This window comes from Campylobacter sp. JMF_11 EL3 (genome assembly GCF_027736965.1).
Lineage (GTDB): Bacteria > Campylobacterota > Campylobacteria > Campylobacterales > Campylobacteraceae > Campylobacter_B.
Map to the genome: position 1 here is coordinate 14,466 of NZ_JAOVTJ010000007.1, position 24,799 is coordinate 39,264.

At 42.1% G+C, this 24,799-nt stretch carries 20 protein-coding genes; 12 read left to right on the forward strand and 8 right to left on the reverse strand.

Annotated features, from left to right (window positions below; translation table 11 throughout):
* Window position 1 precedes the first annotated feature (1 nt).
* Both dapB and OFN67_RS07915 read right to left on the reverse strand, forming a co-directional pair.
* Window positions 2-763: a 4-hydroxy-tetrahydrodipicolinate reductase gene (dapB, locus tag OFN67_RS07910; RefSeq protein WP_270868983.1), complete on the reverse strand. Its 762-nt coding sequence runs from the start codon at window positions 761-763 to the stop codon at window positions 2-4.
* 538 nt (window positions 764-1,301) lie between these two features.
* Complete coding sequence (locus tag OFN67_RS07915) at window positions 1,302-4,676, reverse strand: DUF748 domain-containing protein (RefSeq protein WP_270874020.1); 3,375 nt, start codon at window positions 4,674-4,676, stop codon at window positions 1,302-1,304.
* Between the two features lie 67 nt (window positions 4,677-4,743).
* On the opposite strand from OFN67_RS07915, the gene OFN67_RS07920 reads away from it, so the two are divergent.
* The 8 genes from OFN67_RS07920 (at window position 4,744) to OFN67_RS07955 (ending at window position 14,337) form a co-directional block, all read left to right on the forward strand.
* Window positions 4,744-5,811: an epoxyqueuosine reductase QueH gene (locus tag OFN67_RS07920; protein WP_270874021.1), complete on the forward strand. Its 1,068-nt coding sequence runs from the start codon at window positions 4,744-4,746 to the stop codon at window positions 5,809-5,811.
* Between the two features lie 30 nt (window positions 5,812-5,841).
* The gene (gene fabZ / locus OFN67_RS07925) at window positions 5,842-6,300 is read left to right on the forward strand and encodes a 3-hydroxyacyl-ACP dehydratase FabZ (protein WP_270859936.1); all 459 of its coding nucleotides are present in this window, start codon (window positions 5,842-5,844) and stop codon (window positions 6,298-6,300) included.
* A 1-nt stretch (window position 6,301) separates the two neighbouring features.
* Window positions 6,302-7,090: an acyl-ACP--UDP-N-acetylglucosamine O-acyltransferase gene (gene lpxA / locus OFN67_RS07930; protein WP_270859935.1), complete on the forward strand. Its 789-nt coding sequence runs from the start codon at window positions 6,302-6,304 to the stop codon at window positions 7,088-7,090.
* A complete protein-coding gene (gene clpX, locus OFN67_RS07935) occupies window positions 7,090-8,325 on the forward strand; it encodes an ATP-dependent Clp protease ATP-binding subunit ClpX (RefSeq protein ID WP_270870089.1) in 1,236 nt (411 codons plus the stop codon). The genes lpxA and clpX overlap by 1 nt, the downstream gene beginning before the upstream one ends.
* A gap of 8 nt (window positions 8,326-8,333) precedes the next feature.
* Complete coding sequence (locus tag OFN67_RS07940; RefSeq protein WP_270862807.1) at window positions 8,334-9,368, forward strand: rod shape-determining protein; 1,035 nt, start codon at window positions 8,334-8,336, stop codon at window positions 9,366-9,368.
* Entirely contained in the window at window positions 9,361-10,110 is a 750-nt protein-coding gene (gene mreC, locus OFN67_RS07945) for a rod shape-determining protein MreC (RefSeq protein WP_270868977.1), read from the forward strand. The genes OFN67_RS07940 and mreC overlap by 8 nt, the downstream gene beginning before the upstream one ends.
* Window positions 10,110-13,370: a carbamoyl-phosphate synthase large subunit gene (gene carB / locus OFN67_RS07950; RefSeq protein WP_270868976.1), complete on the forward strand. Its 3,261-nt coding sequence runs from the start codon at window positions 10,110-10,112 to the stop codon at window positions 13,368-13,370. Before mreC ends, carB begins: the two co-directional genes overlap by 1 nt.
* Window positions 13,371-13,443: 73 nt before the next feature.
* Window positions 13,444-14,337 carry a DMT family transporter gene (locus tag OFN67_RS07955; protein ID WP_270868975.1) on the forward strand — a complete coding sequence of 298 codons (894 nt, stop codon included), beginning with the start codon at window positions 13,444-13,446 and terminating at the stop codon, window positions 14,335-14,337.
* A gap of 79 nt (window positions 14,338-14,416) precedes the next feature.
* On the opposite strand, the gene OFN67_RS07960 is transcribed toward OFN67_RS07955, so the two are convergent.
* From OFN67_RS07960 to OFN67_RS07975, 4 genes are all read right to left on the reverse strand, one after another.
* Window positions 14,417-14,914 carry a flavodoxin gene (locus tag OFN67_RS07960; RefSeq protein WP_270868974.1) on the reverse strand — a complete coding sequence of 166 codons (498 nt, stop codon included), beginning with the start codon at window positions 14,912-14,914 and terminating at the stop codon, window positions 14,417-14,419.
* A 244-nt stretch (window positions 14,915-15,158) separates the two neighbouring features.
* Window positions 15,159-15,482 (reverse strand): DUF2325 domain-containing protein, encoded by a 324-nt coding sequence (locus OFN67_RS07965; protein ID WP_270865353.1) that lies wholly within the window; start codon window positions 15,480-15,482, stop codon window positions 15,159-15,161.
* Window positions 15,483-15,651: 169 nt separating this feature from the next.
* Window positions 15,652-19,203 (reverse strand): pyruvate:ferredoxin (flavodoxin) oxidoreductase, encoded by a 3,552-nt coding sequence (nifJ, locus tag OFN67_RS07970; RefSeq protein ID WP_270868973.1) that lies wholly within the window; start codon window positions 19,201-19,203, stop codon window positions 15,652-15,654.
* Window positions 19,204-19,341: 138 nt separating this feature from the next.
* The gene (locus OFN67_RS07975; RefSeq protein ID WP_270862801.1) at window positions 19,342-19,755 is read right to left on the reverse strand and encodes a hypothetical protein; all 414 of its coding nucleotides are present in this window, start codon (window positions 19,753-19,755) and stop codon (window positions 19,342-19,344) included.
* A gap of 97 nt (window positions 19,756-19,852) precedes the next feature.
* Between OFN67_RS07975 and dut the strand changes: the two genes are divergently transcribed.
* The 3 genes from dut to OFN67_RS07990 are packed head-to-tail and all read left to right on the forward strand — an operon-like array spanning window position 19,853 to window position 21,575.
* Window positions 19,853-20,545: a dUTPase gene (gene dut / locus OFN67_RS07980; protein ID WP_270859920.1), complete on the forward strand. Its 693-nt coding sequence runs from the start codon at window positions 19,853-19,855 to the stop codon at window positions 20,543-20,545.
* A 9-nt stretch (window positions 20,546-20,554) separates the two neighbouring features.
* Window positions 20,555-21,304, forward strand: coding sequence for an EI24 domain-containing protein (locus tag OFN67_RS07985; RefSeq protein ID WP_270868972.1), 750 nt, complete (start codon window positions 20,555-20,557; stop codon window positions 21,302-21,304).
* A 55-nt stretch (window positions 21,305-21,359) separates the two neighbouring features.
* A complete protein-coding gene (locus OFN67_RS07990) occupies window positions 21,360-21,575 on the forward strand; it encodes a hypothetical protein (protein WP_270859918.1) in 216 nt (71 codons plus the stop codon).
* 35 nt (window positions 21,576-21,610) lie between these two features.
* Here the strand turns inward: OFN67_RS07990 and OFN67_RS07995 are convergent, their stop codons facing one another.
* Entirely contained in the window at window positions 21,611-22,018 is a 408-nt protein-coding gene (locus tag OFN67_RS07995) for an acyl-CoA thioesterase (RefSeq protein WP_270862798.1), read from the reverse strand.
* A gap of 122 nt (window positions 22,019-22,140) precedes the next feature.
* Between OFN67_RS07995 and ciaB the strand changes: the two genes are divergently transcribed.
* On the forward strand, window positions 22,141-23,961 hold the full coding sequence (gene ciaB, locus OFN67_RS08000) for an invasion protein CiaB (RefSeq protein ID WP_270868971.1): 1,821 nt from the start codon (window positions 22,141-22,143) through the stop codon (window positions 23,959-23,961).
* A 585-nt stretch (window positions 23,962-24,546) separates the two neighbouring features.
* Here the strand turns inward: ciaB and OFN67_RS08005 are convergent.
* Window positions 24,547-24,799, reverse strand: a 253-nt coding sequence (locus tag OFN67_RS08005) for a hypothetical protein (protein WP_443101035.1), incomplete at its 5' end; no start/stop codon positions are given.

The window sequence follows — 24,799 nt, forward strand, 5'->3', positions numbered from 1 at the left end:
TTTAAAATCCTAAACAATCATTTATGCTATAAAGGCCATTTTTTTGTGTGGCAAGCCAAATTCCAGCCTTAATCGCGCCATTGGCGAAGGTTGCACGGCTCGTGGCGGTATGGTTTAGCTCGATATACTCGCCATCGTTGTAAAACCCTACCGTGTGGCGTCCGACGATATCGCCACCACGAAGCGCCATGACAGCGATTTCGTCTTTGCCCCGCTCTCCAATTAGTCCGTCGCGCCCGCTAACTCGCACGCTTTTGATATCCAAATCACGCGCGCTAGCGGCACTGCAAGCTAGCGTCATTGCTGTGCCACTTGGGGCGTCTTTTTTGTGTTTGTGGTGCATTTCGACTATTTCGCAGTCAAAATCGCGCAAAGCCTTGCTAGCTAGATTTACAAGCTTGTTTAGCACGGCTACGCCAAGGCTCATATTTGTCGCGTGAAAAACTGGCATTTTTTGCGCGCACTCTTTTAGTAGTGCTTCGCCCTCATCGCCTAGGGCAGTAGTGCCGATGACAAGGGGTTTTGGGTGAGTTTGGGCGAATTTTAATAAATTTATCGCCCCGTCTCTAATGGTAAAATCAATCACCACATCGCAAGAATCAAAAAATTTCGCCAAATCGTCCGTGATTACGCATTTGGGGCTATATGATAGCCCCTCGATAGTATAAATCGCGCTAACTACCGCGTTTTCGTAGTTTTTCAGACACTCATAAATCATACTTCCCATTCTACCGCTGCCACCGTGGATACCAATCCTAACCATTTTAACCCTTTCTGAATTTGTAAAAATTTGGCGTAGTATAGCCAAATTTAGCTTATTTCTGAATTGTGTTGTGATTAATTTATAGCGCAAAGAAATGCGAAGCATTTCCGTTAAAATAAAACCAGCTAAATTTGGAAAAACTTCGTTTTTCCAAATTTAGCCACTTCTAAGGTTTTACAGGGGTGGGGGTTGGTAAGGGGGAGGGTAGCGTCTCCTAAAAAGCGCGCCCTCCCCCTTACAGAGAATTTCAAAATTTCGCTTAAAATTTAAAAAATCGTTCAATGCTAAATTTTATGTTGAATTTTGAATTTAAATTTCCCTGGATTGCTTCGGCGATAAATCGCCTCGCAATGACAGCAAATTTACACACTTTAAATTTTATGCTCGTAGATTGCTTCGAATTTGCTACGCAAATTCTCGCAATGACACACCCGGTGTAAATTTTGTTCGCTATTGTCATTGCGAGGAAAGGCATGGCCTTGACGAAGCAATCTACGACTTTAAAATTTTTACAGCTAAATTTGCAAAATTGTAAATTTCACTTCTCTACGCCAAGGCCGACGCTGATGAAGCTATCTTGCTTCGCGCTGACATTTGCAGGCTTTTTAATCACGATTTGTGAGTCCGAAACACCCAAATTTGCAAGTGCATTTTGCACGGATTTAGCGCGTTCGACGGCTAAATTCTCCAAACGAGAGGTTGTGAATTTTTGCGCCTGTATGAGTTTTTCAAACCCCTCTTCGCCACTTTCGTTTATGCGGTGTTTCGCTCTTAGGCTCGCAATCGCAGCGTCAGATGAGAGATTTTCTTTTAGCATTAGCCTGTCTATATTTTCGTTTAGCGTGACGAGCTTAAACGCCCTGGTATCTAGCTTCTCATTATATGCTGGGGTTAGGGTGATTTTGATTTCTGGCTTTGATTTTGCAATCGTGGCAAGATTCTCGATTTTTTCGTTTTCGCTGATCAAAATCTCGCTACTAGCTGGCTCAAAATCAATTCCGTCGAGGCTAGAAGTATCGATTCCTGCGATTTTGCCCAAAAACCTAAACGGACTTAGCACGATATCGCTAAATAGCTTTGTCACAGCCCCCACGATAACGCCACCAAAGCTAAATTTCGGATCGTTTAGATTCCCGCTGATTGGCAGGCTGACATTGATTTGGCCGTCGCTGTCTTTGAGAATCGAAATCGCTAAATCCAGTGGCAAATCCAGCGCGTCTTTACTCTCAACCTTTTCGCCAAGCACGAGATTATCGAGGTTTATGTCGTTTGTGGCGTTTAGTTTGGAGGCGTTGATTTTATAATTTAGCTTTAAATTACTCTTGCCACTTTTTATCTCATAGCCCACGAATTTCGCGCTGTATGGGGTGATATCACTGAGCGCGACATCTTTTAAAACCACGCTAATATCGCTTTTTTGCTCTGGCGCGAAAGGATAGGCTCTAAGAGCGATTTGCCCTAAGCCACTTTTGCCCACAAGGCCGTTAAATTTGAGGTTTGCTTGGGATTTGTCGCTGATTTTATCTATTGTAGTTTTGATTTTGGAGACCGTGATATTTAGTGGCATAAAGAGCGTATCATCGATGAAATTAAACGAGCCGTTTTGCACGCTGAGATTTGCAATATTCACGCCAAAAGTGCTTTTTTGCCCCATGGCTTGAGTTTTTGGCGCAGGCGATTTGGACGCAGATTTTGGCGAAGTTTTGGCTAGTTTGGCTAGGTTTATCTCGCCGTTTTTGGCGATATGGATTTTCGCGTAAGGGGCGTTTATGGCGATATTTTTGATATCGATTTTGCTCTGATTTAGGCTTAGCGCGCCCACTTTTGCGCTATTTATGCTAAAAATTTTCGCCCCTTTTGCGTCGTTTAGGGCTAAATTTTTGCCCGAAATTTCAGCGTTTAGCGTGAATTTATCGCTAAATTTGAAATTTCCTTTTAAATTTGCGCTACCGCTTGCGATTTTTGCGTTTAAAAATTGCTCCAAATACGGGTTTACTTTGCGCAAATCAGGGTGAGCGACATCAAAATCAATGTCTAAGTTCAGCGGATTTATGGTGATTTTCGAGGTCGCATTGGCGCTTATTTCGTCGCTTGCTAAGCTTACTTTGGCGCTAAAAGGGGTGCTAAAATTGCTAGATAGATTTTGCACGCTAGCGTCAATTTTAGCGAGGTTGTGGGTCATCTGTGTGGCTACGAAGCTCTCTGTGATTTTCGCGTGGCCGCCATTTAGCGCGATTTGCGCGATAGCAAAGCTAAATTTTGGCTCATTTTTGGCTGGTGAAATACTGCGCGCGGAGCCGTTATTTTCGCTATTTTGCGTGAAATTTCCCTCTGGGGCGAGTGTGTGTATCGCAGAGCGCAAATTTTGGCTAAATTTCGCATTTTCCGCCTTGCTAGGCGCGTAAGAAATCACGCTTAAATCGTTTATGCTTTTTGCGCCCTCTTCGCTAATCTCTGAGTTAAAAAACGGCGCATCAATGCCGATTTTGTCGATATTTAGGGCAAGTTTATCTAGGGCAAAATTTAACTTTTGCACGCTTAAATTTTTAATTCCGCTAAATTTTTCGTTTTTATTAGCTAGGCTAAGCTCGCCAAATTTTGCCAAATTTAGGGCTAAATTTGAACCTTTTTCGCCCATTTGGAAGCTAAAATCATCCGCGCTTAAATTTGCCAAATCTATCTTATCAAATTTCGCCAAGGCTAAATTTAGTGGCAAAATTTCGATTTTTGCGACTTTTGCCTCTGTTTTGGAGGCGTTGTTTTCGCCCTTAAAATTTGCGCTGATTTGCGAAATTTCGCCACCCTTTGCGTTTAAATTTATTAGGCTATCGTTAAATTTGCACTCGCTTAAATTTATCTTGTCTAAATTCGCATTTAAGCCCAAATTTTCGCCCTCTAAGCCAAATTTTAAACCAAAATCAAAAGCCTTAAATTCGCCCAAACTCGCGTTATTTTCTGCGCTTAGAAAATCGCTATTTTTAAGCGCGATTTCACCAGCACCCAAAGTGGCGGTTAAATTTTCCCCAAATTTGGCGTCAAAATCGATATTTGCAAGCGAAATTTGCTCTGATTTGATTAAATTTTGGCTAGCAAGCAGGGCAAGGTCATTTAGAGCGATTTTGCTTTTTTCCAAATTTAGCGCGATTTCCTCGTCCAAAATCACCTTATAAAGGGCATTTGCGCTGATTTTCCCGCCAAGGAGATCAAGCTCTTTTATATCCAAAAACGATAGCCAAAAGGGATTGATTTTGAGATTTTCTACGCTTAAATTTCCCTCGATTTTAAGCGGATTTAAGCTGATTGAGCCTGAGTGAAAGATATTATCGAAAGTCTGCGAAGAGGCGTTAAAATCGTGGTTTCCGATAGAATTACTAGCCAAATTTAGGCCGGCAATTTCGTAGTTTAAGCTACCAAGCTCGATTTTAAAGGGCCTTTTAAGGCTCAAATCTTCGTAAAAAACCCCGCCGTTTTCGATTTTGAAATTATCTAGCTTGACATTTATGCTCGAATTTTCGTCCGTTTCTTCGCTCTGGCTATTGGCATAAAGGCTTTCGAAATTAAACGAGCCGTTATTTTCGCGCGAAATGCTGATTTTAGGGCTTTGCAGGCGCAGGGTTTGGATATCTATGGTTTTGTTAAACAGCTCGCCAAATTTCAGCTTGACATCGATTTTCTCTGCCGAAAATAGCGGTTTGAAAGTCGAAAGCGAGGGGGCGGTGATGTTTAGCTCGTAGGTAAAGGGGTTAAATTTCGCGCTTTTAACGCTGAAATTTGCCTCGTTTTCTAGGATTTTTGGAACTGCTTTTTCGATGAGAAGTGGCACGCCAAAAAAGCCAAAAAGCGTGTAAAACGCGCCAATCCCACAAAAGCTATAAATAAATTTTTTCTTGTGTTTTGCTAAAAATTTCACCATTTTTGCGCCTATTGATTGTTAAATTTAATAATCTAAAATTATAGCAAATTAAATTAAAAGGCTGATTTTGTTAGTTCATATCTGTTGTGCGGTGGATTGTGATTATTTTTTGCGCAGGTTAGCAAGCGAGTGCAACGAGCCCTTGGTAGGGTATTTTTACGACCCAAACATACACCCTTATAGCGAGTATTTGCTGAGGTTGGAGGACGCAAAGAGCGTGTGCGAGGGGCTTGGGATCAAATTTTACGCTGGGGAATATGATTATGAGGCGTGGCTTAGTGGGACAAAAGGCCTTGAAAACGAGCCAGAAAAGGGCAGGCGCTGTGAGTTTTGCTTCGATTTTCGTATGCAAAACACCGCCTGCTTCGCGCACGCTGTCGGCGAGAAAAAAATCACCACGACGCTTTTAATGAGCCCCAAAAAATCGCACACCCAGCTTGTAAATTCGCTAGAAAAAATCTGCAAAGAGCAAAATTTGGAGTTTGTCGCGCCTGATTTTCGCAAAAACGGCGGCACGAACGAGCAGTTTGCCCTAGCCAAAAAAGATAGGCTCTATCACCAAAACTACTGCGGCTGCATGTTTGCGTTATGTGCACAGCGCGGAGAGGGCGAAATTTACGAGCTTATGTCGCCAGTTAGCGGGGAAATTTTGCCTGCTTCGATTGAGGAAAAGTTTAAAATTTATAAAAAAGTGGCGAAATTTAGGCGCGAGGGGGTAAAATTTGAGATTATCAGAGATGAGTTTTTAAACTACCGCTTGCTTAGGGCGTGGGTGAAATTCTCTGGGCAGATAAAGCCTTCGTTTATCTTGCATAACTCCCATTTTAGGCGCGAATTTGTCAAATTTAGCATAAATGAGAGTTGCGAGAAATTTTACTGCGACAAGGGCGAGATTAAAATTTTAAGTCTTAAATTTTTCAACGAAATTTTAAAAACAGATTTCAAAAACACAGCCGAAATTTTAAAAAATCCGCCAAGCCTGAAAAAACAAGAGCAAATTCGCGCGAAAATTTGCGGTGCGCGTTCGCTTTCGCCAATCATCGTCGTAGATGAAATTTACCCAGCCAAAGTGGAGATTTACGCGCTATCTCGGATATTTTTAGATGTTAGGGAAATTTTAGTAAAGTTAGGGTAGAATGGCAAGAATTTTTATCAAGGATACGAAATGATTGACATAACCGAAATCTTAAACATACTCCCGCACCGCTACCCGTTGCTTTTGATCGACAAAGTTACCGATATGGATATGGGAAAAACGATAATCGCTTACAAAAACATCACCTATGGCGAGCAAATTTTCCAAGGACATTTTCCTGGTCACCCGATTTATCCTGGCGTGATGATTATCGAGGGACTTGCCCAAGCTGGGGGAATTTTGGCGTTTAAATCAATGGAAGCTGAGGGCACGGATTTAAGCGATAAGGTTGTGTATTTTATGAGTATCGACAAGGCGAAATTTCGCAAACCAGTGCGCCCAGGCGATCGCTTAGAATACCGCTTAGAGGCGATTAAACACAGAGGCAGAATTTGGCAGTTAAAGGGCGAAGCGTATATCAAAGATGACGCAGGAGGCGATGTTTTGGCAGCCGAGGCAGAACTTCAAGCAATGGTAATGGATAAATAAAATGAGCAAAATTCATCACACCGCTATCGTAGAAGATGGCGCAGTTTTGGGCGATGATGTCATAATCGAGCCTTATGCGTTCATAAGCGCTCAGGCCAAAATCGGCTCTGGCACACTCATAAAGCAGGGCGCGCGCATCATCGGCGATACTACAATCGGCGAAAATTCTAAAATTTTCTCTTATGCGATTGTGGGCGATATCCCGCAAGATATCAGCTTCGAAGTAGGCGAAAAAACAGGTCTTATAATCGGCAAAAACGCCACAATCCACGAATTTTGCACCATTAGCTCTGGTTCGCACAAGGGAGATGGATTTACGCGCATTGGCGATAATATCTTTATGATGGCGTATTGCCATGTGGCGCATGATTGTATTTTGGGCGATAATATCATTTTGGCAAATTCAGCCACTTTGGCTGGGCATGTGCAAATGGGCGATTACGCAGTAATCGGCGGTCTAACCCCCGTGCATCAATTCGTCAAAATCGGCGAGAGTTGCATGATAGCAGGGGCTAGCGCGCTTGGACAAGACATAGTGCCGTTTTGTCTAGCGGAGGGAAACAGAGCCTATATCAGGGGGCTAAATTTAACAGGAATTCGCCGTAGATTTGATAGAGATACGGTCGAAATCATCAACAAAGCGTATAAATTTTTATTTAATCAAGGCGTTGGCTTAAAAGAGCAGGCTGAAATTTTGATAAACGAAACAGATAACGAGCATGTGAAAAAAATGTGCGATTTTATATTAAACACAAAACGCGGAATTCCGCTAGATAAGGGTAGAAATTAATGTTAGATAAATGCAGTTTTTGCGGCTTTACAGAAAAAGATGGATATACGATATTTCCAAACGAAAGAGGCACAGTAGCGATTTGTAATTATTGTGTAGATCAGCTTTATGCGGTAATTCATGGCGGGGAGGTCGCGAAAAAGAGCGAACGAATCGCAGGTGAGATAGATTTCGAGGCGATTAAACCAAAGGCTTTAATGGAGGTTTTGGATAGATATGTAATCGGCCAAGAAAGGGCGAAAAAGATTTTTAGCGTGGGTGTTTATAACCACTACAAACGAATTTTTCGCAAAGATGAGATAGAGGGCGACGATACTGAAATTTCAAAATCAAACATTTTGCTAATCGGTCCGACAGGAAGTGGCAAAACGCTTATGGCGCAGACTTTGGCTAGGTTTTTAGATGTGCCTATTGCAATCAGCGATGCTACGAGCCTAACAGAGGCTGGATATGTGGGCGAAGATGTGGAAAATATTTTAACAAGACTTCTTCAAGCAGCAGGTGGCGATGTCGAGAGAGCGCAAAGGGGAATTGTATTTGTCGATGAAATCGATAAAATCGCTAGAATGAGCGAAAATCGCTCGATTACGCGCGATGTCAGTGGCGAGGGCGTGCAACAAGCGCTTCTTAAAATCATCGAAGGAAGTGTGGTAAATATCCCGCCAAAAGGTGGCAGAAAACACCCTAACCAGGACTTTATTCAGATTGATACAACAAATATTTTGTTTGTTTGCGGTGGTGCGTTTGATGGCATAAACGAGATTATCGGACGCAGAATCGGTAAAAATGTGCTTGGTTTTGGGCAAGAAAAACGAAGCAAAAAAGAAAACCAAAATTTGCTTGGCATGGTAGAGGCTGATGATTTGGTGCATTATGGGCTAATCCCTGAGCTTATCGGCAGACTTCATGTCATGGCGAGTTTAAACGAAATCGACGAGGCGGCAATGGTTAGAATTTTAACCGAGCCAAAAAATGCGATTTTAAAACAATACCAAAAACTTTTCGCAATCGACGGGGCAAATTTGAAATTTGACGATGAAGCTCTAAGCGAGGTAGCAAAACTTGCTATCAAGCGCAAAACTGGTGCTAGGGGACTTAGATCGATTATTGAAGAGATTATGATTGATATAATGTTTGACCTACCAGAGCTTAGTGGATATGATGTGATTATCTCAAAAGAGGTAGTCAGTGAGGGCGCAAAGCCGATATTAGTAAAACAAAATTTAACTGCATAGGGGAATAAATGTTACTTGATTCTTTATTAGGCTTATTTTCTAGTGATATGGGGATTGATCTTGGCACGGCAAACACGCTAGTTTTGCTCAAAGATAAAGGTATAATCATAAACGAACCAAGCGTCGTGGCTGTGCAAAACGAACGCTATGGCAAACAAAAAATCATAGCTGTGGGCGCAGAAGCCAAAGAGATGCTAGGTCGCACACCGGGCGATATCGAGGCTGTGCGCCCGATGAAAGACGGCGTTATCGCAGACTTTGATATGACTGAAAAGATGATTAGATATTTCATCGAAAAAACGCACAAAAGACGCTTTTTTGTAAGTCCTAGGATTATCATCTCTGTGCCTTATGGTCTAACACAAGTCGAGCGCAAGGCCGTGAGAGAAAGCGCGATGATAGCAGGGGCGCGCGAGGTTTATCTAATCGAAGAACCAATGGCAGCAGCGATTGGCGCAGGGCTTCCAGTAGCCGAGGCGAAAGGCTCGCTAGTCGTAGATATCGGTGGTGGCACGACAGAGATTGGTGTGATTTCGCTAGGGGGCATTATAAATGCAAAATCAGTGCGCGTAGCAGGCGATAAAATCGACGCTAGCATTGTAAATTATGTCAAAGAAAAATACAGCCTTCTTATCTCAGAGCGTGCAGCCGAAGAGATCAAAATCAAAATCGGCACCGCAATCCAACAACCAAAAGATCTAACCTACACGGTCAAAGGCAAGGACCAAATCAGCGGGCTTTTAAGCTCGGTTGATCTAACTAGCGAAGATGTCAGAGAGGCGATAAAAGACTCAATCCGCGAAATCGCTGACGCGCTAAAATTTGTGCTTGAAAGTATCCAGCCAGAAGTCGCAGCCGATATCGTAGAAAACGGCGTGGTTTTAACCGGCGGAGGCGCGCTAATTAGAGGGCTAGATAAATATCTAAGTGAGGCTGTGAAATTGCCTGTATTCGTAGCAGATGAACCGCTTCTTTGCGTCGCAAACGGCACTGGCAAGGCCCTAGAAGAGATCAAATCGCTAAAACAAGCAGCAAATGACTAATGTAAAGTTTCTACTCATCGCTGTGGTATTGGTGGCTACTTCGCTTATTTTTGGATCGCAAATTCATGGTAAATTTATCGGTCTTAGCGGAGGAGCTATCGATACTTACAAAGATATTACGAGCTTTATAAAAAACAAAATTTCAAAACATATCGATCAAGCAAACACTATCGAAGCCCTGCGCGCCGAAAACGAGGAGCTGAAAAAATCCGCCATGCTTCTTGGCACCTTTGCGGGGGAGTTAAATAAAATTTTGCTTGATAAAAACAGCTCCGCTTACGAACCGCGTGTCGAGCTTGTTAGGACGCTAAGTTACGCTAGCTTAAATGATTACAACAAATTTTGGATAAATTTTAAAAATTTCAATCCAGATAAAGTCTATGGTCTCATCAGCGAGGGCAAAACCGCAGGAATCGTTGTAAATCGCGATAACAAGCCCCTAGCCATACTCCAAAAAGATGAAAAAAGCAATTTTTCTGTATCAATCGGCGAGAGTCAAATTCCAGGCGTTGCAAACGGCGAGGGAAATGTTTTGGTGGTGAAATTTATCCCACAATGGCTAGACCCAAAAGTCGGCGATGAGGTTTATACGAGCGGAAAGGACGAGATATTTTTCGAGGGTGTGCCTGTGGGGCGGGTCAAATCAGTTCAGAGTGGTAAATTATACAAAAGCGCTGTCATAGAGCCATACGCAAATCCAAATATGCCAACGTTTTTGTATGTCGTTACAAAGGAAAGATAATGCCAAAAAGAGAAGATGTAAAGACGATATTGCTTATCGGAAGCGGTCCTATCGTCATCGGTCAAGCGTGTGAATTTGATTATAGTGGCACACAAGCTGCTAAAACTTTGAAAAATTTGGGCTATCGCGTAGTTTTGATAAATTCAAACCCAGCTACGATTATGACAGACCCTGATTTTGCAGATGCGACTTATGTCGAGCCAATCACAAAAGAGAGCATTTTGCGAATTATCAAAAAAGAGGGCGTCGATGCGATACTGCCTACTATGGGCGGTCAGGTTGCGCTAAATGTCGCAATGGAAGTCTATGAAAGTGGCGAGCTAGGCGATGTGAAATTTCTAGGTGCTAAACCAGAAGCGATTAAAAAGGGCGAAGACCGCGTGGCTTTTAAAGAGGCAATGATTAAAATCGGCATGGATTTACCAAAGTCAAAATATGCCTACACTATGGAAGAAGCTCACCAAGCAGCCGAAGAAATCGGCTTTCCGCTCATTATCCGCGCTAGTTATACACTCGGAGGTGCAGGAAGTGGCGTAGCGTATAATATCGACGAATTTAAAGAAATCGCACAAAACGGCATTGACATTAGCCCAATCCATGAAATTTTGATTGAAGAGAGTTTGCTTGGCTGGAAAGAGTATGAAATGGAGGTTATCAGGGATAATAAAGATAACTGCATTATCGTCTGCTCTATCGAAAATCTCGATCCTATGGGCGTGCATACGGGCGATAGCATTACGATTGCACCGGCTTTGACGCTCACGGATAAAGAATATCAGCGTATGCGTGATGCAAGTTTTGCGATTTTGCGTGAGATTGGCGTCGATACGGGCGGAAGCAATGTGCAATTTGCCATAAATCCGCGCACAGGTCGCATGATAGTAATCGAAATGAATCCGCGCGTCAGCCGTAGCTCAGCCCTAGCTAGCAAGGCCACAGGCTACCCGATAGCCAAAGTCGCTACCATGCTAGCTGTGGGTTTTAGCCTAGATGAGATTAAAAACGATATTACTGGCACGCCTGCAAGCTTTGAGCCTGTGATTGATTATATCGTCACAAAAATCCCGCGTTTTGCCTTTGAGAAATTCCCGGGCGCGAACCCGCACCTTGGCACTGCGATGAAAAGTATCGGCGAGGTAATGGCGATTGGTCGCACATTTAAAGAGAGTATCCAAAAGGCGCTTTGCTCAATGGAGAAAAGCTACTATGGCTTTATCGAGTTAAATTTAAGCAAAGATGATTTGATTTTTGGGCTTAGAAACGCAGGACAGGATAGAATTTTGTATGTCGCGCAAGCTTACCGTGAGGGATTTAGTGTAGATGAGGTCTTTGAATTTAGCAAAATTGATCCATGGTTTTTGCGCGAAATTCACGAAATCGTCGAATTTGAAGCCAAAATCGACATGGATATCCTAAATGCTCCAAATTTGCTTCGCAAAGCCAAAACTATGGGCTTTTCGGACAAAATGATTGCGCATTTGATTAACAAAGTCGATAATCTAGGCCTTACGCAAAACGATATTTTCTTTGCGCGCGCAAAACACGGCATAAATTTAGAGTATAACGAAGTCGATACCTGCGCAGGCGAATTTAAGGCTCTCACGCCGTATTTGTATTCTAGCACAAATATCACGCCAAACCTGCCAACCAGAACGCCGCAAAACGCCAAAAAAGTCCTAATCATCGGTGGTGGTCCAAACCGCATAGGGCAGGGCATTGAGTTTGATTATTGTTGCGTGCATGCAAGTTATGCGCTAAGGGATCTTGGCATAAAGAGCATTATGTATAACTGCAACCCAGAAACGGTTTCGACCGACTACGATACGAGCGATATTTTGTATTTTGAGCCGATTGATTTCGAGCATGTTCGCACCGTAATCGAGACAGAAAAGCCAGAGGGTGTAATCGTGCATTTTGGCGGACAAACTCCGCTTAAATTTGCCAAACGCCTAAACGCAATTGGAGCCAAGATTATCGGCACGAGCGCGCGCACGATTGATATTGCAGAAGACCGCAAGAAATTTAGCGAATTTATCACTAAAATCGGCGTAAAACAGCCTAAAAACGACACAGCCATTAGCGAAGCCGAAGCAATCGAAAAGGCCGCGATTATCGGCTATCCGGTCCTTGTGCGCCCTAGTTATGTGCTTGGCGGACGGGCTATGAGAAGAGTGCATAATGTCGATGAGCTAAAAGAGTATATGAGCGAGGCTGTGAGCGTGAGCTACCACTCACCGGTATTATTAGATAAATTTTTGCTTGATGCCACAGAGCTTGATGTCGATGCTATAAGCGATGGCAAAGATGTCTATATCGGTGCGATAATGGAGCATATCGAAGAGGCTGGAATCCACTCTGGCGATAGTGCAAGCATATTGCCTCCAATGAGCCTAAGCGATGAGATGATTGATAAAATCAACGAAACCACAAAACAAATCGCGCTAAATTTGGGCGTCGTGGGGCTTATGAATATTCAGTTTGCGATTTTTGAGGACGAGCTTTATATGATTGAGGTCAATCCGAGAGCTTCTAGAACCGTGCCGTTTGTGAGCAAAGCAACTGGAATTTCAATGGCAAAGGTCGCCACTCGCGTAATGTGGCAAGGAAATTTGCGCGAGGCGCTTAAATTTTACGATAAATTTGGCGTTTTGTGTGAGGAAAAGGGCATTTTAAAACCGCGCGTGAGTGGCAGAGTTTGCGTCAAAGAGAGCGTATTTCCGTTTAATAAACTCCCAGGCTGCGACATCGCGTTAGGACCTGAGATGAAAAGCACGGGCGAGGTTATGGGTATTAGCGAGAATTTCGCAAAAAGCTTTGCAAAAAGCCAAATTTCAGCCAGCAATGTCTTGCCAAGCAAGGGCGCTGTGTTTATGAGCTTGACTGATCGCGACAAAGAAAAAGGGGTAAGCCTAGCTAAGACTTTGGTTGAGACTGGATTTAGTCTGATTGCCACTGGCGGGACTTGCAAAGCGCTAAAAGAGGCTGGTTTGGAGTGCGAGTTCGTCTATAAAATCTCTGAGGGTCGCCCAAATATCGAAGATAAGCTAAAAAATGGCGAAATCGCCCTTGTCATCAACACCAGCGACACCAAATCAAGCTCGTCAGATACATTTAAAATCCGCCAAGCTGTGGTGAGATTTAAACTGCCGTATTTTACGAATATCAAGGCTGCGCTCGCTGCTACTATGTCAGTGTGTGCGGTCCAAGACGGAAGCGCACTGGAAGTGAAAAGCTTGCAAGAGTATCTAAAAAACAAATAATTCTTAAATTTGGCAAATTTGCGTTAAATTTAGCGTGAATTTGCCGAAATTTTATAAATTTAATTCAATTAATATGAAAACGCAAAGTATAATTTTTGGCATTTTCATAACCTTTCTTGGTGGGGTTTTGTGGGGATTTAGCGGGGTTTGCGGTCAGTATCTCTTCGAAATAAAGGGTGTGAGCGCAAACTGGCTTGTCCCGCTTCGCCTGCTTTGTGCTGGGGGAGTTTTGGTGATTTATTGTGCTTTTTCGTTGCGAGATAGGCGAGTGTTTGCGCCGATTTTGGACGCGAATTTGAGGGCGCAATTTTTGGCGTTTTCGATTTTGGGCTTAATGCTGACGCAATATTTTTATTTTTATTTTATCGAGCTTTCAAACGCCGCTGTTGCCACCGTGATCCAATACACCGCGCCTGCGATGATTTTGGCGATTGTGTGTATCACGGAGGCGCGATTGCCTAAAATCAATGAGTTTGTTTCGCTGATTTTGGCGATTTTGGGCGTTGTGATTTTGGCTACGCATGGGGATTTGGGCTCGCTTGTAATCAGCCAAAAAGCGCTTATTTTTTGTCTGCTTAGCGCAGCTTGCGTTTGTGTGTATAATCTCGCGCCCAAAAAACTAAACCAAAAATACCCCGTCGTGCTAAATTTAGGCTGGGGCATGGTGCTTGGCGGAGTGGTTTTAGGCGGGGTTTTGGGCGTGTGGAATTTAGCTGGCGTTAGCGATTTAAGCGGTGTTTTGGCGTTTTTAGGTGTGGTGTTTTTCGGCACGGTTTTAGCATTTAGTTTTTATATGGTTGGGGTGAAATTAATCGGTGCGCCAAAAGCAAGCCTAATCGCCGCAATTGAGCCAGTTAGCGCAGCATTTTTTGCACATTTTTGGCTAGGGACAAAATTTGTATTTTTGGATTTCGTAGGATTTGTGCTGATACTTTCGTGTATACTTTTATTAGCGAAAAAGGGCTAAATTTAGCCAAATTTGATAATTTGAAAGCTTTAAAAATTAAAATTTGAAAATCAAAAAGACACCCTAAGGTATCTTAAAATCATTGAAGATCTTGGGTGATTTGGGCCAACCAAGCCTTTATGCGACCTTCTGTTAGGGCGCTTTGGTTGTCGTTATCGAGGGCAAGGCCTACGAATTTTCCGTCTTTTATGGCTTTGCTTGCGCTAAATTCATAACCCTCAGTCGGCACCGCGCCTATGATTTTTGCGCCGGCGGTTTTAAATCTGACATACAACTCCGCCATTGCGTTGCAGTATGCGCCAGAATAGCTCGAACTATCGCCCATGCCAAAAATCGCTACCGTTTTGCCAGCTATGTTAATTGCGAGCGAATCAAAATCAAAGCTCGCCCAATCGTCTTGGAGTTCGCCATCGTTCCAAGTAGAGCTTCCTACGATGAGCGCGGTGTAGTTTGCGAGGTCTGCTGGCGTGATATCTGCTACATTTTTGATTTCATTTACTATGCCTAAATTTTCGCTTATGAGTTTCGCGGCTGCTTCTGTGTTTCCCATCGAGCTACCGTAGATAATGCCTATCATTTAAAATCCTTTATAAGCTAAATTTCGAGGGTCTATATTACTAATTTTGCTATGAATTTATACTTAAATTTGATGATTAATTCGCATACAAATCGCGCAAAATGCAAAATTTGGATTTCGTAGAAAGTGCGATTAAATCGCGGTTTAGTTAAATTTAGCAAATTTTAAAAGGGCTAAATTTGGGGTTTCGCAAAAGCTAAATTTCACCCAAAATTTCAGCGAGAAATTTGGGCGAAATTTTAGATTAATCGTTTTTGTCTTTATCGCAACAAAATGTATTTTTTAGCCCGAAAATCTTGCAATACTCGCAAAATACACAGCTCACGCTTCGTTTTGCGCACACAAGCGGGATATTGCGCTTTTTGACTTCGCTTTTGATTTTTTTCATCGTGTTGTGGTTTAAAAAACTAGTTAGCATTACCACGCAGTCGGTATTTTGCGGGATTGGTTTGCGATTGACGCGGTTTTCGTTGCGTGCGTCCCAATGCTCGATATGCGTCGCGCCAAGATTGTGCAAAACAGCCTTTATCGGAGTGATTTCATCCGCGCCTATTACTAAAACACTCATTTTATCCCCTTTTGTTTTGATATTGGTTATTATAACACAAAAAATTTAAAACTTTCTGATAATGGATATAAAAATCTCAGAATTTTTATAAATTTAAAAAGGCTAAATTTGGGGAATTTTGAAAGAATAAAGAAAAAAGGTTGCGGTAAATTTACCGCAACCTGCGAGATTAAATCTCGTCTGAATAATCAGAATTTGCTAAGCGTTTTAGCTGTCTGTATCGTTTTTGAGAGTCTTGTTTGTTTTTAGCATAAAGCTCGTCAGCGTGCTCTGGGTTGTTTTTCCTTAGAGCGTTGTAGCGAACTTCGTTCATCAAAAAGCTCTCGTATAGATCCCAATCAGGCTCTTTTGAGCTGATTTTTAGTGGGTTTTGACCAGCGTCTGCTAAGCGTGGATCGAAGGTATAAGTTGGCCAGTAACCGCATTTTGTCGCAAGCTCAGCTTGTGCGCCAGAGTGGTTTAGACCGCCTTTGATACCATGAGCGATACAAGGGCAGTAGCAGATGATGAGTGATGGACCATCATAAGCCTCTGCTTCCAAAATCGCTTTGATTGTAGCAGCTTGGCTAGCGTTTGAGTTGATTTGAGCTACGAAAATATTTCCGTAAGTCATAGCGATTTGTCCCAAATCTTTCTTTTGAACTGGTTTTCCGCCAGCTGTAAATTGAGCGATAGAACCGCGGCGGCTAGCTTTTGAGCTTTGGCCACCTGTGTTTGAATAAACCTCAGTGTTTAGAACCAAAACATTTACATTTTCGCCACTAGCTAAAACATGATCAAGTCCGCCGTATCCGATATCATAACCCCAGCCGTCGCCACCGATAATCCATTGTGATTTTTTGCTTAGGTAAGATTTTCTCTCTAAAATTTCACTAACGCCCTTAACACCTTTGTTTTGCTCTAAGATTGGGATTAGTTTGTCTGTGACTTCGCGAGATTTTACAGTGTCGTTGCGATTTTCGATCCAGTCATTATATAGAGCTTTTAGCGCGTTTGGAGCTTCTTCCATTGTATTTAGCATAACATCTTCGATTTTATGGCGAATTGTCTCTGTTGCTACCTTCATACCAAGGCCGAATTCTGCGTTGTCCTCGAATAGTGAGTTTGCCCATGCGACACCGCGTCCGTTTGCGTCTTTGCGGTATGGAGTCGAAGGAGCAGAACCGCCGTAGATCGAACTACATCCTGTCGCATTTGCTACAATCATGTGATCGCCGAATAATCTTGTTACAAGTGTGATATATGGAGTTTCACCACAACCTGGGCATGCGCCGTGGAATTCGAAATATGGTCTAGCAAAGCCGACATTTTTGACATTGTTTTTCGGTGCCAAATCATCTTTGTAGCGAACATTTTCAAATAAATAATCAGCGCTTGTTTGCTCACCTTTATCCATTTCTTCGCCAAGTGGAACCATAACCAAAGATTTCTCTTTGCTTGGGCAGTTTTCAGCACACAATGCACAACCAGTGCAATCTAGCGGGCTTACTTGAATTTTATATTTCATACCTGCAAAATCTTTGCCTTTTGCGTCAAGTAGGTGCTCTTTTGTGTATTGTGGAGCGTTTGCTACATCGTTTTCGTCTAGCAAGAACGGTCTGATTACAGCGTGTGGGCAGACGAACGCGCATTGGTTACATTGGATACAATTTGCCTCGATCCATTTTGGCACAAGCACGCCTACACCGCGTTTTTCGTATTTTGTAGTGCCTGCTTCAAATGAGCCGTCTTCGTGTCCGATAAATGCTGATACTGGCAAATCATTTCCTCTGGCTGCATTTACAGGTTTTACGATTTTTTCGACGAATTCTGTGCCTTTGTATCCTACGCTATCAGATTTTACTTCGTCTTTCAAATTTGCCCATGCAGGATCGACTGGGACTTGGACTAAGCCGTCAGCGCCCTTATCAATCGCGTCATAGTTCATTTGCACGATTGCGTCGCCTTTTTTAGCGTATGATTTGTATGCAAATTCCTTCATATATTTTTGAGCTTCTTCAAACGGAATAATCTTTGCTAGTTTGAAAAATGCTGATTGCATAATGGTATTTGTGCGGTTGCCTAGTCCGATTTCGTGGGCTAGTTTAGTAGCGTTTAAAATGTAGAATTTAACATTTTTTTGCGCTAGGATTCTTTTTACTTTGTTTGGTATTTTTTTGATAGTTTCCTCTGCGTCCCAGATTGAGTTCAAAAGGAAAGTTCCACCATCTTTGATACCGTCGATTACATCGTAAATTTCAAGATACGCCGCTACTGAACAGGCTACGAAATTTGGATTTGAAACTAGGTAAGTTGAGCGGATTGGTTTTTTACCAAATCTTAGGTGCGAGCGTGTGTAACCGCCTGATTTTTTGCTATCGTAAGCAAAATATGCTTGCGCATAAAGATCTGTTTTATCGCCGATGATTTTGATTGAGTTTTTGTTCGCACCGACTGTGCCGTCTGCGCCAAGTCCGTAGAAAAGACACTCGATCTCATCTGCTTCGCCAAGAGAAATTTTCTCGCCGACTTTTAGTGATAGGAAGGTTACATCGTCTTCGATACCCACAGTGAAGCCATTTTTTGGTTGGTCTGATTTTAGGTTGTCAAATACAGCGATCATTTGAGCTGGATCGACATCTTTTGAGCTTAGGCCATAGCGTCCGCCGATGATTAGTGGAGCTTTTTTGCTGCCATAAAATGCTGATTTGATATCTAGGTATAGTGGCTCGCCGATACTTCCTGGCTCTTTTGTTCTATCTAAAACGCAAATTCTCTCTACTGATTCTGGTAAAACAGCAAATAGGTGTTTTACGCTAAATGGTCTGTAAAGATGAACTTTGATAACGCCAACTTTTTCGCCTTTTGAATTTAGATAATCAACTACCTCTTCAAGAGTTTGATTTACTGAACCCATTGCGACTACAACGCTTGTAGCGTCTTTTGCGCCATAGTAAGTGAAAGGCTTATACTCTCTGCCTGTGATTTTTGAAATTTTTTCCATATAATCAGCTACGATATCTGGCAAAGCGTCGTAGAATTTGTTTGTTAGCTCTCTTGTTTGGAAGTAAATGTCATCGTTTTGAGCTGTTCCGCGAGTTTTTGGGTGCTCTGGGTTTAGTGCATTATCACGGAAGGCTTGAACTGCGTCGTAATCGAGCAATTTGTCAAATTCAGCGTAATCCATAACCTCGACTTTTTGAATTTCGTGGCTTGTGCGGAAGCCGTCGAAGAAGTGTAGGAAAGGAACGCGACCTTTAATCGCTGCTAGGTGAGCGATACCGCCTAGATCCATTACTTCTTGCACGCTGTCGCTTGCTAGCATAGCAAAGCCTGTTTGGCGACATGCATAGACATCTTGGTGATCACCAAAGATAGAAAGAGCTTGCGCTGCAAGGGCTCTGGCTGCTACATGGATAACGCCTGGTAGCATTTGTCCAGCGATTTTATACATATTTGGAATTTTAAGTAGTAAGCCTTGTGAAGCTGTGTAAGTTGTAGTAAGCGCACCAGCTTGTAGTGAGCCATGCACTGTTCCAGCGGCACCTGCCTCGCTTTGCATTTCTACGACTTTAACTGGCATGCCAAAAAGGTTTTTCATGCCTTTTGCGGCCCACATATCTGTATAATCAGCCATTGGTGAGCTAGGTGTGATAGGGTAAATTCCTGCAACCTCGGTAAAAGCGTAAGAAACATAAGCCGCGGCTTCGTTTCCGTCCATAGTTTTCATAACTTTTCCCATAATTTCTCCTTACTGTTCGGGATTGTGTAAAACCTGTGAATTTTAGCTAAAAGTTGCTTAATTTGTTGTAAGTAATTAAAATAAAAATGGAATTTTACGGATACAAATTCAACTGAATTTAAGTAAAAGGAGTAAAATTTACTCCTCTTTTTTGCGCTCCCAAACGCGCTTTTTACCGAAGGTTACGACATTATCGGTTAGCTTCATCCAATCAAGCCTAATGGCAAAAAGCTCAGGGTTCATCGCCTTGGCAACGGCAAATCTTTTGAAGTAAATTTTAGCCTCGTTTTCATCTGCGCTACGAATTTTGCCCTTAAACTGAATTCCTTTAATCCTAGAAATGATTTTGGTATCCAAAGCAATCGTGCCAGAGACGAAACGATTGGTAAAAAGCGCTTTGATATGCGTAGAATCTTCATGTCCTGAAAAAATCAAGGTTTTATTGTCTTTATCGTAAGCGTAAAATGCGTTTGAGCAATACGGCAGATTTTCGACTAGCACGGCGATTGACATAAGCTTCATTTTGCTTAAAAATAGGTCAAATTTATCCATAAATCCCCCTGTAAAATTTAAAATTTCAAAAATTTGAGTAATTATACCTACATTTTCTTTTATGCGCTATAATTTCGCGCTAAATTTAGGAGAAGTTATGGAAAATTATAAAAAAATAAAAGAGATGTTTTTAATGCAACAACGCCTAAACGACGAAACTAACGGCGTGGGCTGGGAGGACGGATACACCAAAAACGGCAAACTAATCAACTGGAAGCGTTGCATTTATATGGAGTGCGCTGAGCTAATCGACAGCTTTGCATGGAAGCACTGGAAAAACATCGCCGCAGCCCCTGATATAGATAATATCGTCATCGAAATCGTGGATATTTGGCACTTTGTGATGAGCTATGTTTTGGAACAAAACAAAAATTTAAAGAGCATTGATGAGATTGCTAGCGAAGTAATCAGCGTAAGCGCGTTTAGAGAATTTAGCGCGCACCGCGCAAATATCGAGGATTACTCGATTTATGAAATCGTAAATGATATCGAGCTTTTGATTCATGAGACGAGTGGATTTAATTTTAGCGTGGGTTCGCTTTTGCAGGATTATTTCAGAGTGGCGATCAAGTGCGGGGTAAATTTGGAGGTGCTTTTCGCCAAATATATCGGCAAAAATGTGCTAAATAAATTCCGCCAAGACAACGGCTACAAAGAGGGCAGCTACCGCAAAATTTGGAACGGCAAAGAGGATAATGTCGTTTTGGTAGAAATTTTAAATAGTGGCGTTTTGGAAGTGGGCGAAATTTACGCAAATTTAGAAAAAGCCTATAAAAACAGCGAAATTTAAAGAAATTTAATGGGTAAAATTTTTCGCCTTTCAATCAAAGATTTTTTTACGAAAAAATTCATCGCCCTTTCGCTTTTGCCGTTTTTTTGCGCACTTTTGGTGCTTGGATATTTTATGTATTTTGGCGGAAGCGAGATTTTTGCTCTGCTCGAAGAGGGGGCAAAAAGCGGGGATTTTAGCTTTTTGGACGAGGCGAGATTTCCGCTGATTGCAAAACTGCTAGCTTACGGCGCCACAAAATGGATAATCGGCGTGATTTTTTACACCTTTGGGACATTTTTGGTGCTTATGCTAAGCGTGTTTTGCGCGCTTTTTATCGCTGGATTTCTCACGCCGATTGTTACAAAAGAGATAAATTTAAGACACTACCATTTAGAGCGCGCCGATGAGCCAAATTTGGGGCGAGTGCTAACCCTAATGGCGATTGAAATTTTAAAATTTATTGGAATTTTACTGCTTTGCTTGCTACTTTTAGCAGTTCCCTTAATAAATCTTTTTGTGATAAATATACCATTTTTTTATATTTATTATAAACTCATTTTAATCGATGTCGCTTCAAATACCCTAGATAAAAAAAGCTTTGAGAAGTGCTATAAAAAGGGCGGTGGATATAAATTTATGCTTAGCGTATTTTTGTTTTATTTAGCGTGTTTGATCCCGCTCGTGGGTCTGTTTTTCCAGCTATTTTTTATCATATACTTATCGCATATAATATTTTTATCGCAACTAAAATTTAAAAAAATTAATGCAAATCAATGAATTTTATGCCGAATTTGTATAAAATAGCGGTTTAGTTTATTTCAAAGGATTTCTCATGAAAACTGGCAATGTCTATATCTGCAATATCTGCTCACTCAAAAGTAGCGATGACGAAAACGCTGTATTCATCAAAGCCCACAAAAACGGCGAAACCGTGCATATTTGCACCGCCTGTATGCCAAGCGTAATACACGGCTCTGGTATGATTGTAAAAAGCAATGCTGAGCTAGAATCTGAATTTTTCGAAGAGTTTAAAAAACACACAAAATAAAAATTTGGCAAATTTTAAAATTTGCCAAATTTAGCCTAAAATCCCTTTAATTTTTTTAGCTCTGGATCGATTACGAGCTTGTTGCCCTCGCTATCGACGGCTACATAGGTTACTTCTGCGCTTGTTACATGCTGGCAAATGCGAGAGCGCGACTCTTTGCAATACCTCTCGGCTGTGACATTTACCAAAACCGTAATCGAAGTGTTGCCGATTTTGGTCACGGTTGCGTGGCAAGTGACTAAATCTCCCACGAAAACAGGCTGTTTGAAAATCACCTCTTTCATCGATATTGTAACCACGCGCTCAGGTGCAAATTCCCTTGCTGCGACCGTTCCAGCCAAATCAATCTGTGATAAAATCCACCCGCCAAAGATATTTCCGGCTGGGTTAGTGTCTGTTGGCATAGCGATGATTTTTATAACTGCTTCGCCCATATGTTCCATATTTTCTCCTTATTTGTAAATTTAAGCTTGGCATTGTAGCAAAGCCAAATTAAATAAAAAGTTACTAAAACTCTCTTAAAAAAAATTTTGCTAAAATTAGCCAAAATTTTAAAGGGAAAAATATGAATAATTTCGATCGATTAAACGAATTGGTGAGCGAAACGAAGGCAAATTTAAACGCACTTTATGCAAACTCAGATAGCGAAATCATAAAACAAGGTCTGCAAATTTGCGAATTTAGCGACACACAAAGCGCGAAAATCGCGGTTTTAAGGCGTATTGTGGATTTAAAAGAAGAAGCAATGATGCAAGAATTTCGCAAGCTAGGCTATGACGCAAACAAACAAAGCTTTTTGCGTGAAAAAATGTATGATTATGTCAGGCAAATACACTCTGACATGCACGCCGCGCTTATCGCAAAAATCGAAGAGGAGAAAATTTTAAACCCATTTTATTTAGAGCTTATCAAAAGCGTGCATAAAATCGGACTTGTAATCAATCAAATGCAAAAAAGCTGGCAAAAACTCGTTATCGATACCAACAACAAACGCTTAGAGATGAATTTCGCCAGTATCGCGGACGCCAAAGAGTATCTTTTTGAAAACGAGCTTTTACAGCGCACGCCACACGATGAAATTTGCGATCGTTGCTATGGCGCGATTATCCAAGATAGCGAGGGCAAATTTGTCATGGCGCCCTATGCCGTGGCGTTTGAAGAGGATAGCAAGGAGCTAATCGGCACATTTAATAAGGCTATTTTAGAGCTCGAAGATCTAGCTAGCAACGCCGAGGAGCGGGCATATATCTACTACCTAGCCAAGCTTCGCACAGCCTTTGCCGAGCGCAATAATGTCTTTGTAATCGGCGCGTGGCGGGACGCTGAAATGGCGTGGATGGAGACCAAATCCCCGATACAAATCGGCCACCCGCTTGAATACTACGAGGATAACTACACACACGCAGTCGCGCTAGAATGGGACATCAGACTATCTCAGCCAACTAGGTTTGACGCGGATAAATTTAAGGCCCAAGTAAGTGCTAGTTTCGATAAAATTTACAAACAAATCGGCGCAAATAGCCCTGTAATGCGCTCACTCGTGCTTTCAAACATTGATAAAACTCAGCTTTATATCTCCACGCCGATGATTTATTACGGCGCGGATTTAAACGGGCTATTTTCGGCGCAGGTTGTGCCAAATGACGAATTCGTCAGCACAAACTGCGGAAAGAAAATTTTCGCATTTGTAAATTTTGTCTATGAAAGCGCCAAAGCCAAGCCATTTATGAAAATTTCATCGCAAATTTTCGATTTAGATTATCTAAATTTTGGGCGCGAAATTTTATTCAAACAGCCTAAAATTTGGCGCATGGTTTATGAAATCTCCACAATCGGACATGAGTTTGGTCATATATTTTTCATCGACGAGGACACAGAGTCGCTGATGAATAAATCAGGCGCTTTCAAGCTCGTCGAAGAATACAAGGCTACCACGGGCGGGCTAATCAACTTCTTTTTCAACGAAAAACCAGAAATGCGCCTGCCGGTCCTTGACGAGCTAATCCGCCGCAGCGTGGGGCTCATCGCGTGGCAAAGGGTAAATGATGTGAGGCCGTATTATTGCGAGGGGCTAATTCATCTGACGCTACTATTCCGCGCCGGCGTGCTGAAATTTGACGGCGCGAAGCTTGCGGTCGATTTTAGCGAGGCGGGGTATGAGAGATTTAAGGAAATTTGCCTGAAAAATTACGAAATTTTAGCGAGCACTTATTACAAAAAGCTCGATGCTTACGACTTTTTGGACGGATTTGTCGAAAATACTAGCGGCGTGTATCTGCCAAAAGACGCGGTGTGTAGGGAGTTTGTGGAGTATTACTACGCGCTTTATGAAAAAATCGGCAACGAAATCGACGAGAGTGGTGAGCGCGAAAAATGGGCAAATTAGGGTCAAATTTAGCCTTTTTGGTGGTTTAAACACTGCGCCTGAGATTTGAAATTTGCCAAATTTGTCATTGCGAGCGAGCTTTGCTCGCGTGGTAATCTAGCAACGCCGTTAGGCGTTCAGTAAAAATCAAATCAGCTAAATTTAGAAAAACGAAGTTTTTCTAAATTTAGCCACTTCTAAGGTTTTACAGGGGTGGGGGTTGGTAAGGGGGAGGGTAGCGTCTCCTAAAAAGCGCGCCCTCCCCCTTACAGAGAATTTCACGGCGCAAGTTAAATTCAAAAAATCGTTCAATGCTAAATTTAAGTAGAATTTTGCTTTAAATTTTTCTGGATTGCTTCGGCGTTATCACGCCTCGCAATGACACGCTTGTAAATGTTTTGGTTATTTTAGCTCGTAGATTGCCACGAATTTTGCTAACGCAAAATTCTCGCAATGACAAATTAAACAAATTTCAGCTATTCCAACCCATAAAAAAACCCGAGATTGCTCTCGGGTTTGGGTCAAATTTAAGGATTAAATTTAAAGATTAAATTCAGAGGTTAAATTTTAGAAATTTGGCAAAATTTTAAATTTTGCCAAATTTAACTAAAACGCAATGCTAAGCGCCATTTGTGCGCTTACACCTTCTTGTTTGCCAGCGTATCCTTTTACGCCAGCATCGAATTTAAGCGTTTCGGTTTTGTATTGATAGCCGATTTCGCCAATTCCTGTTAGGCCTTTTAGATCTGGGCTTAACATTTCGCCTGTGCTACCATTTGGCACGATAAATCTACCGCCTGCTTCTGAGCTAAACTCATATTCGCCGGCAAGACCAACGAAGAATTTATTATGCTCATCT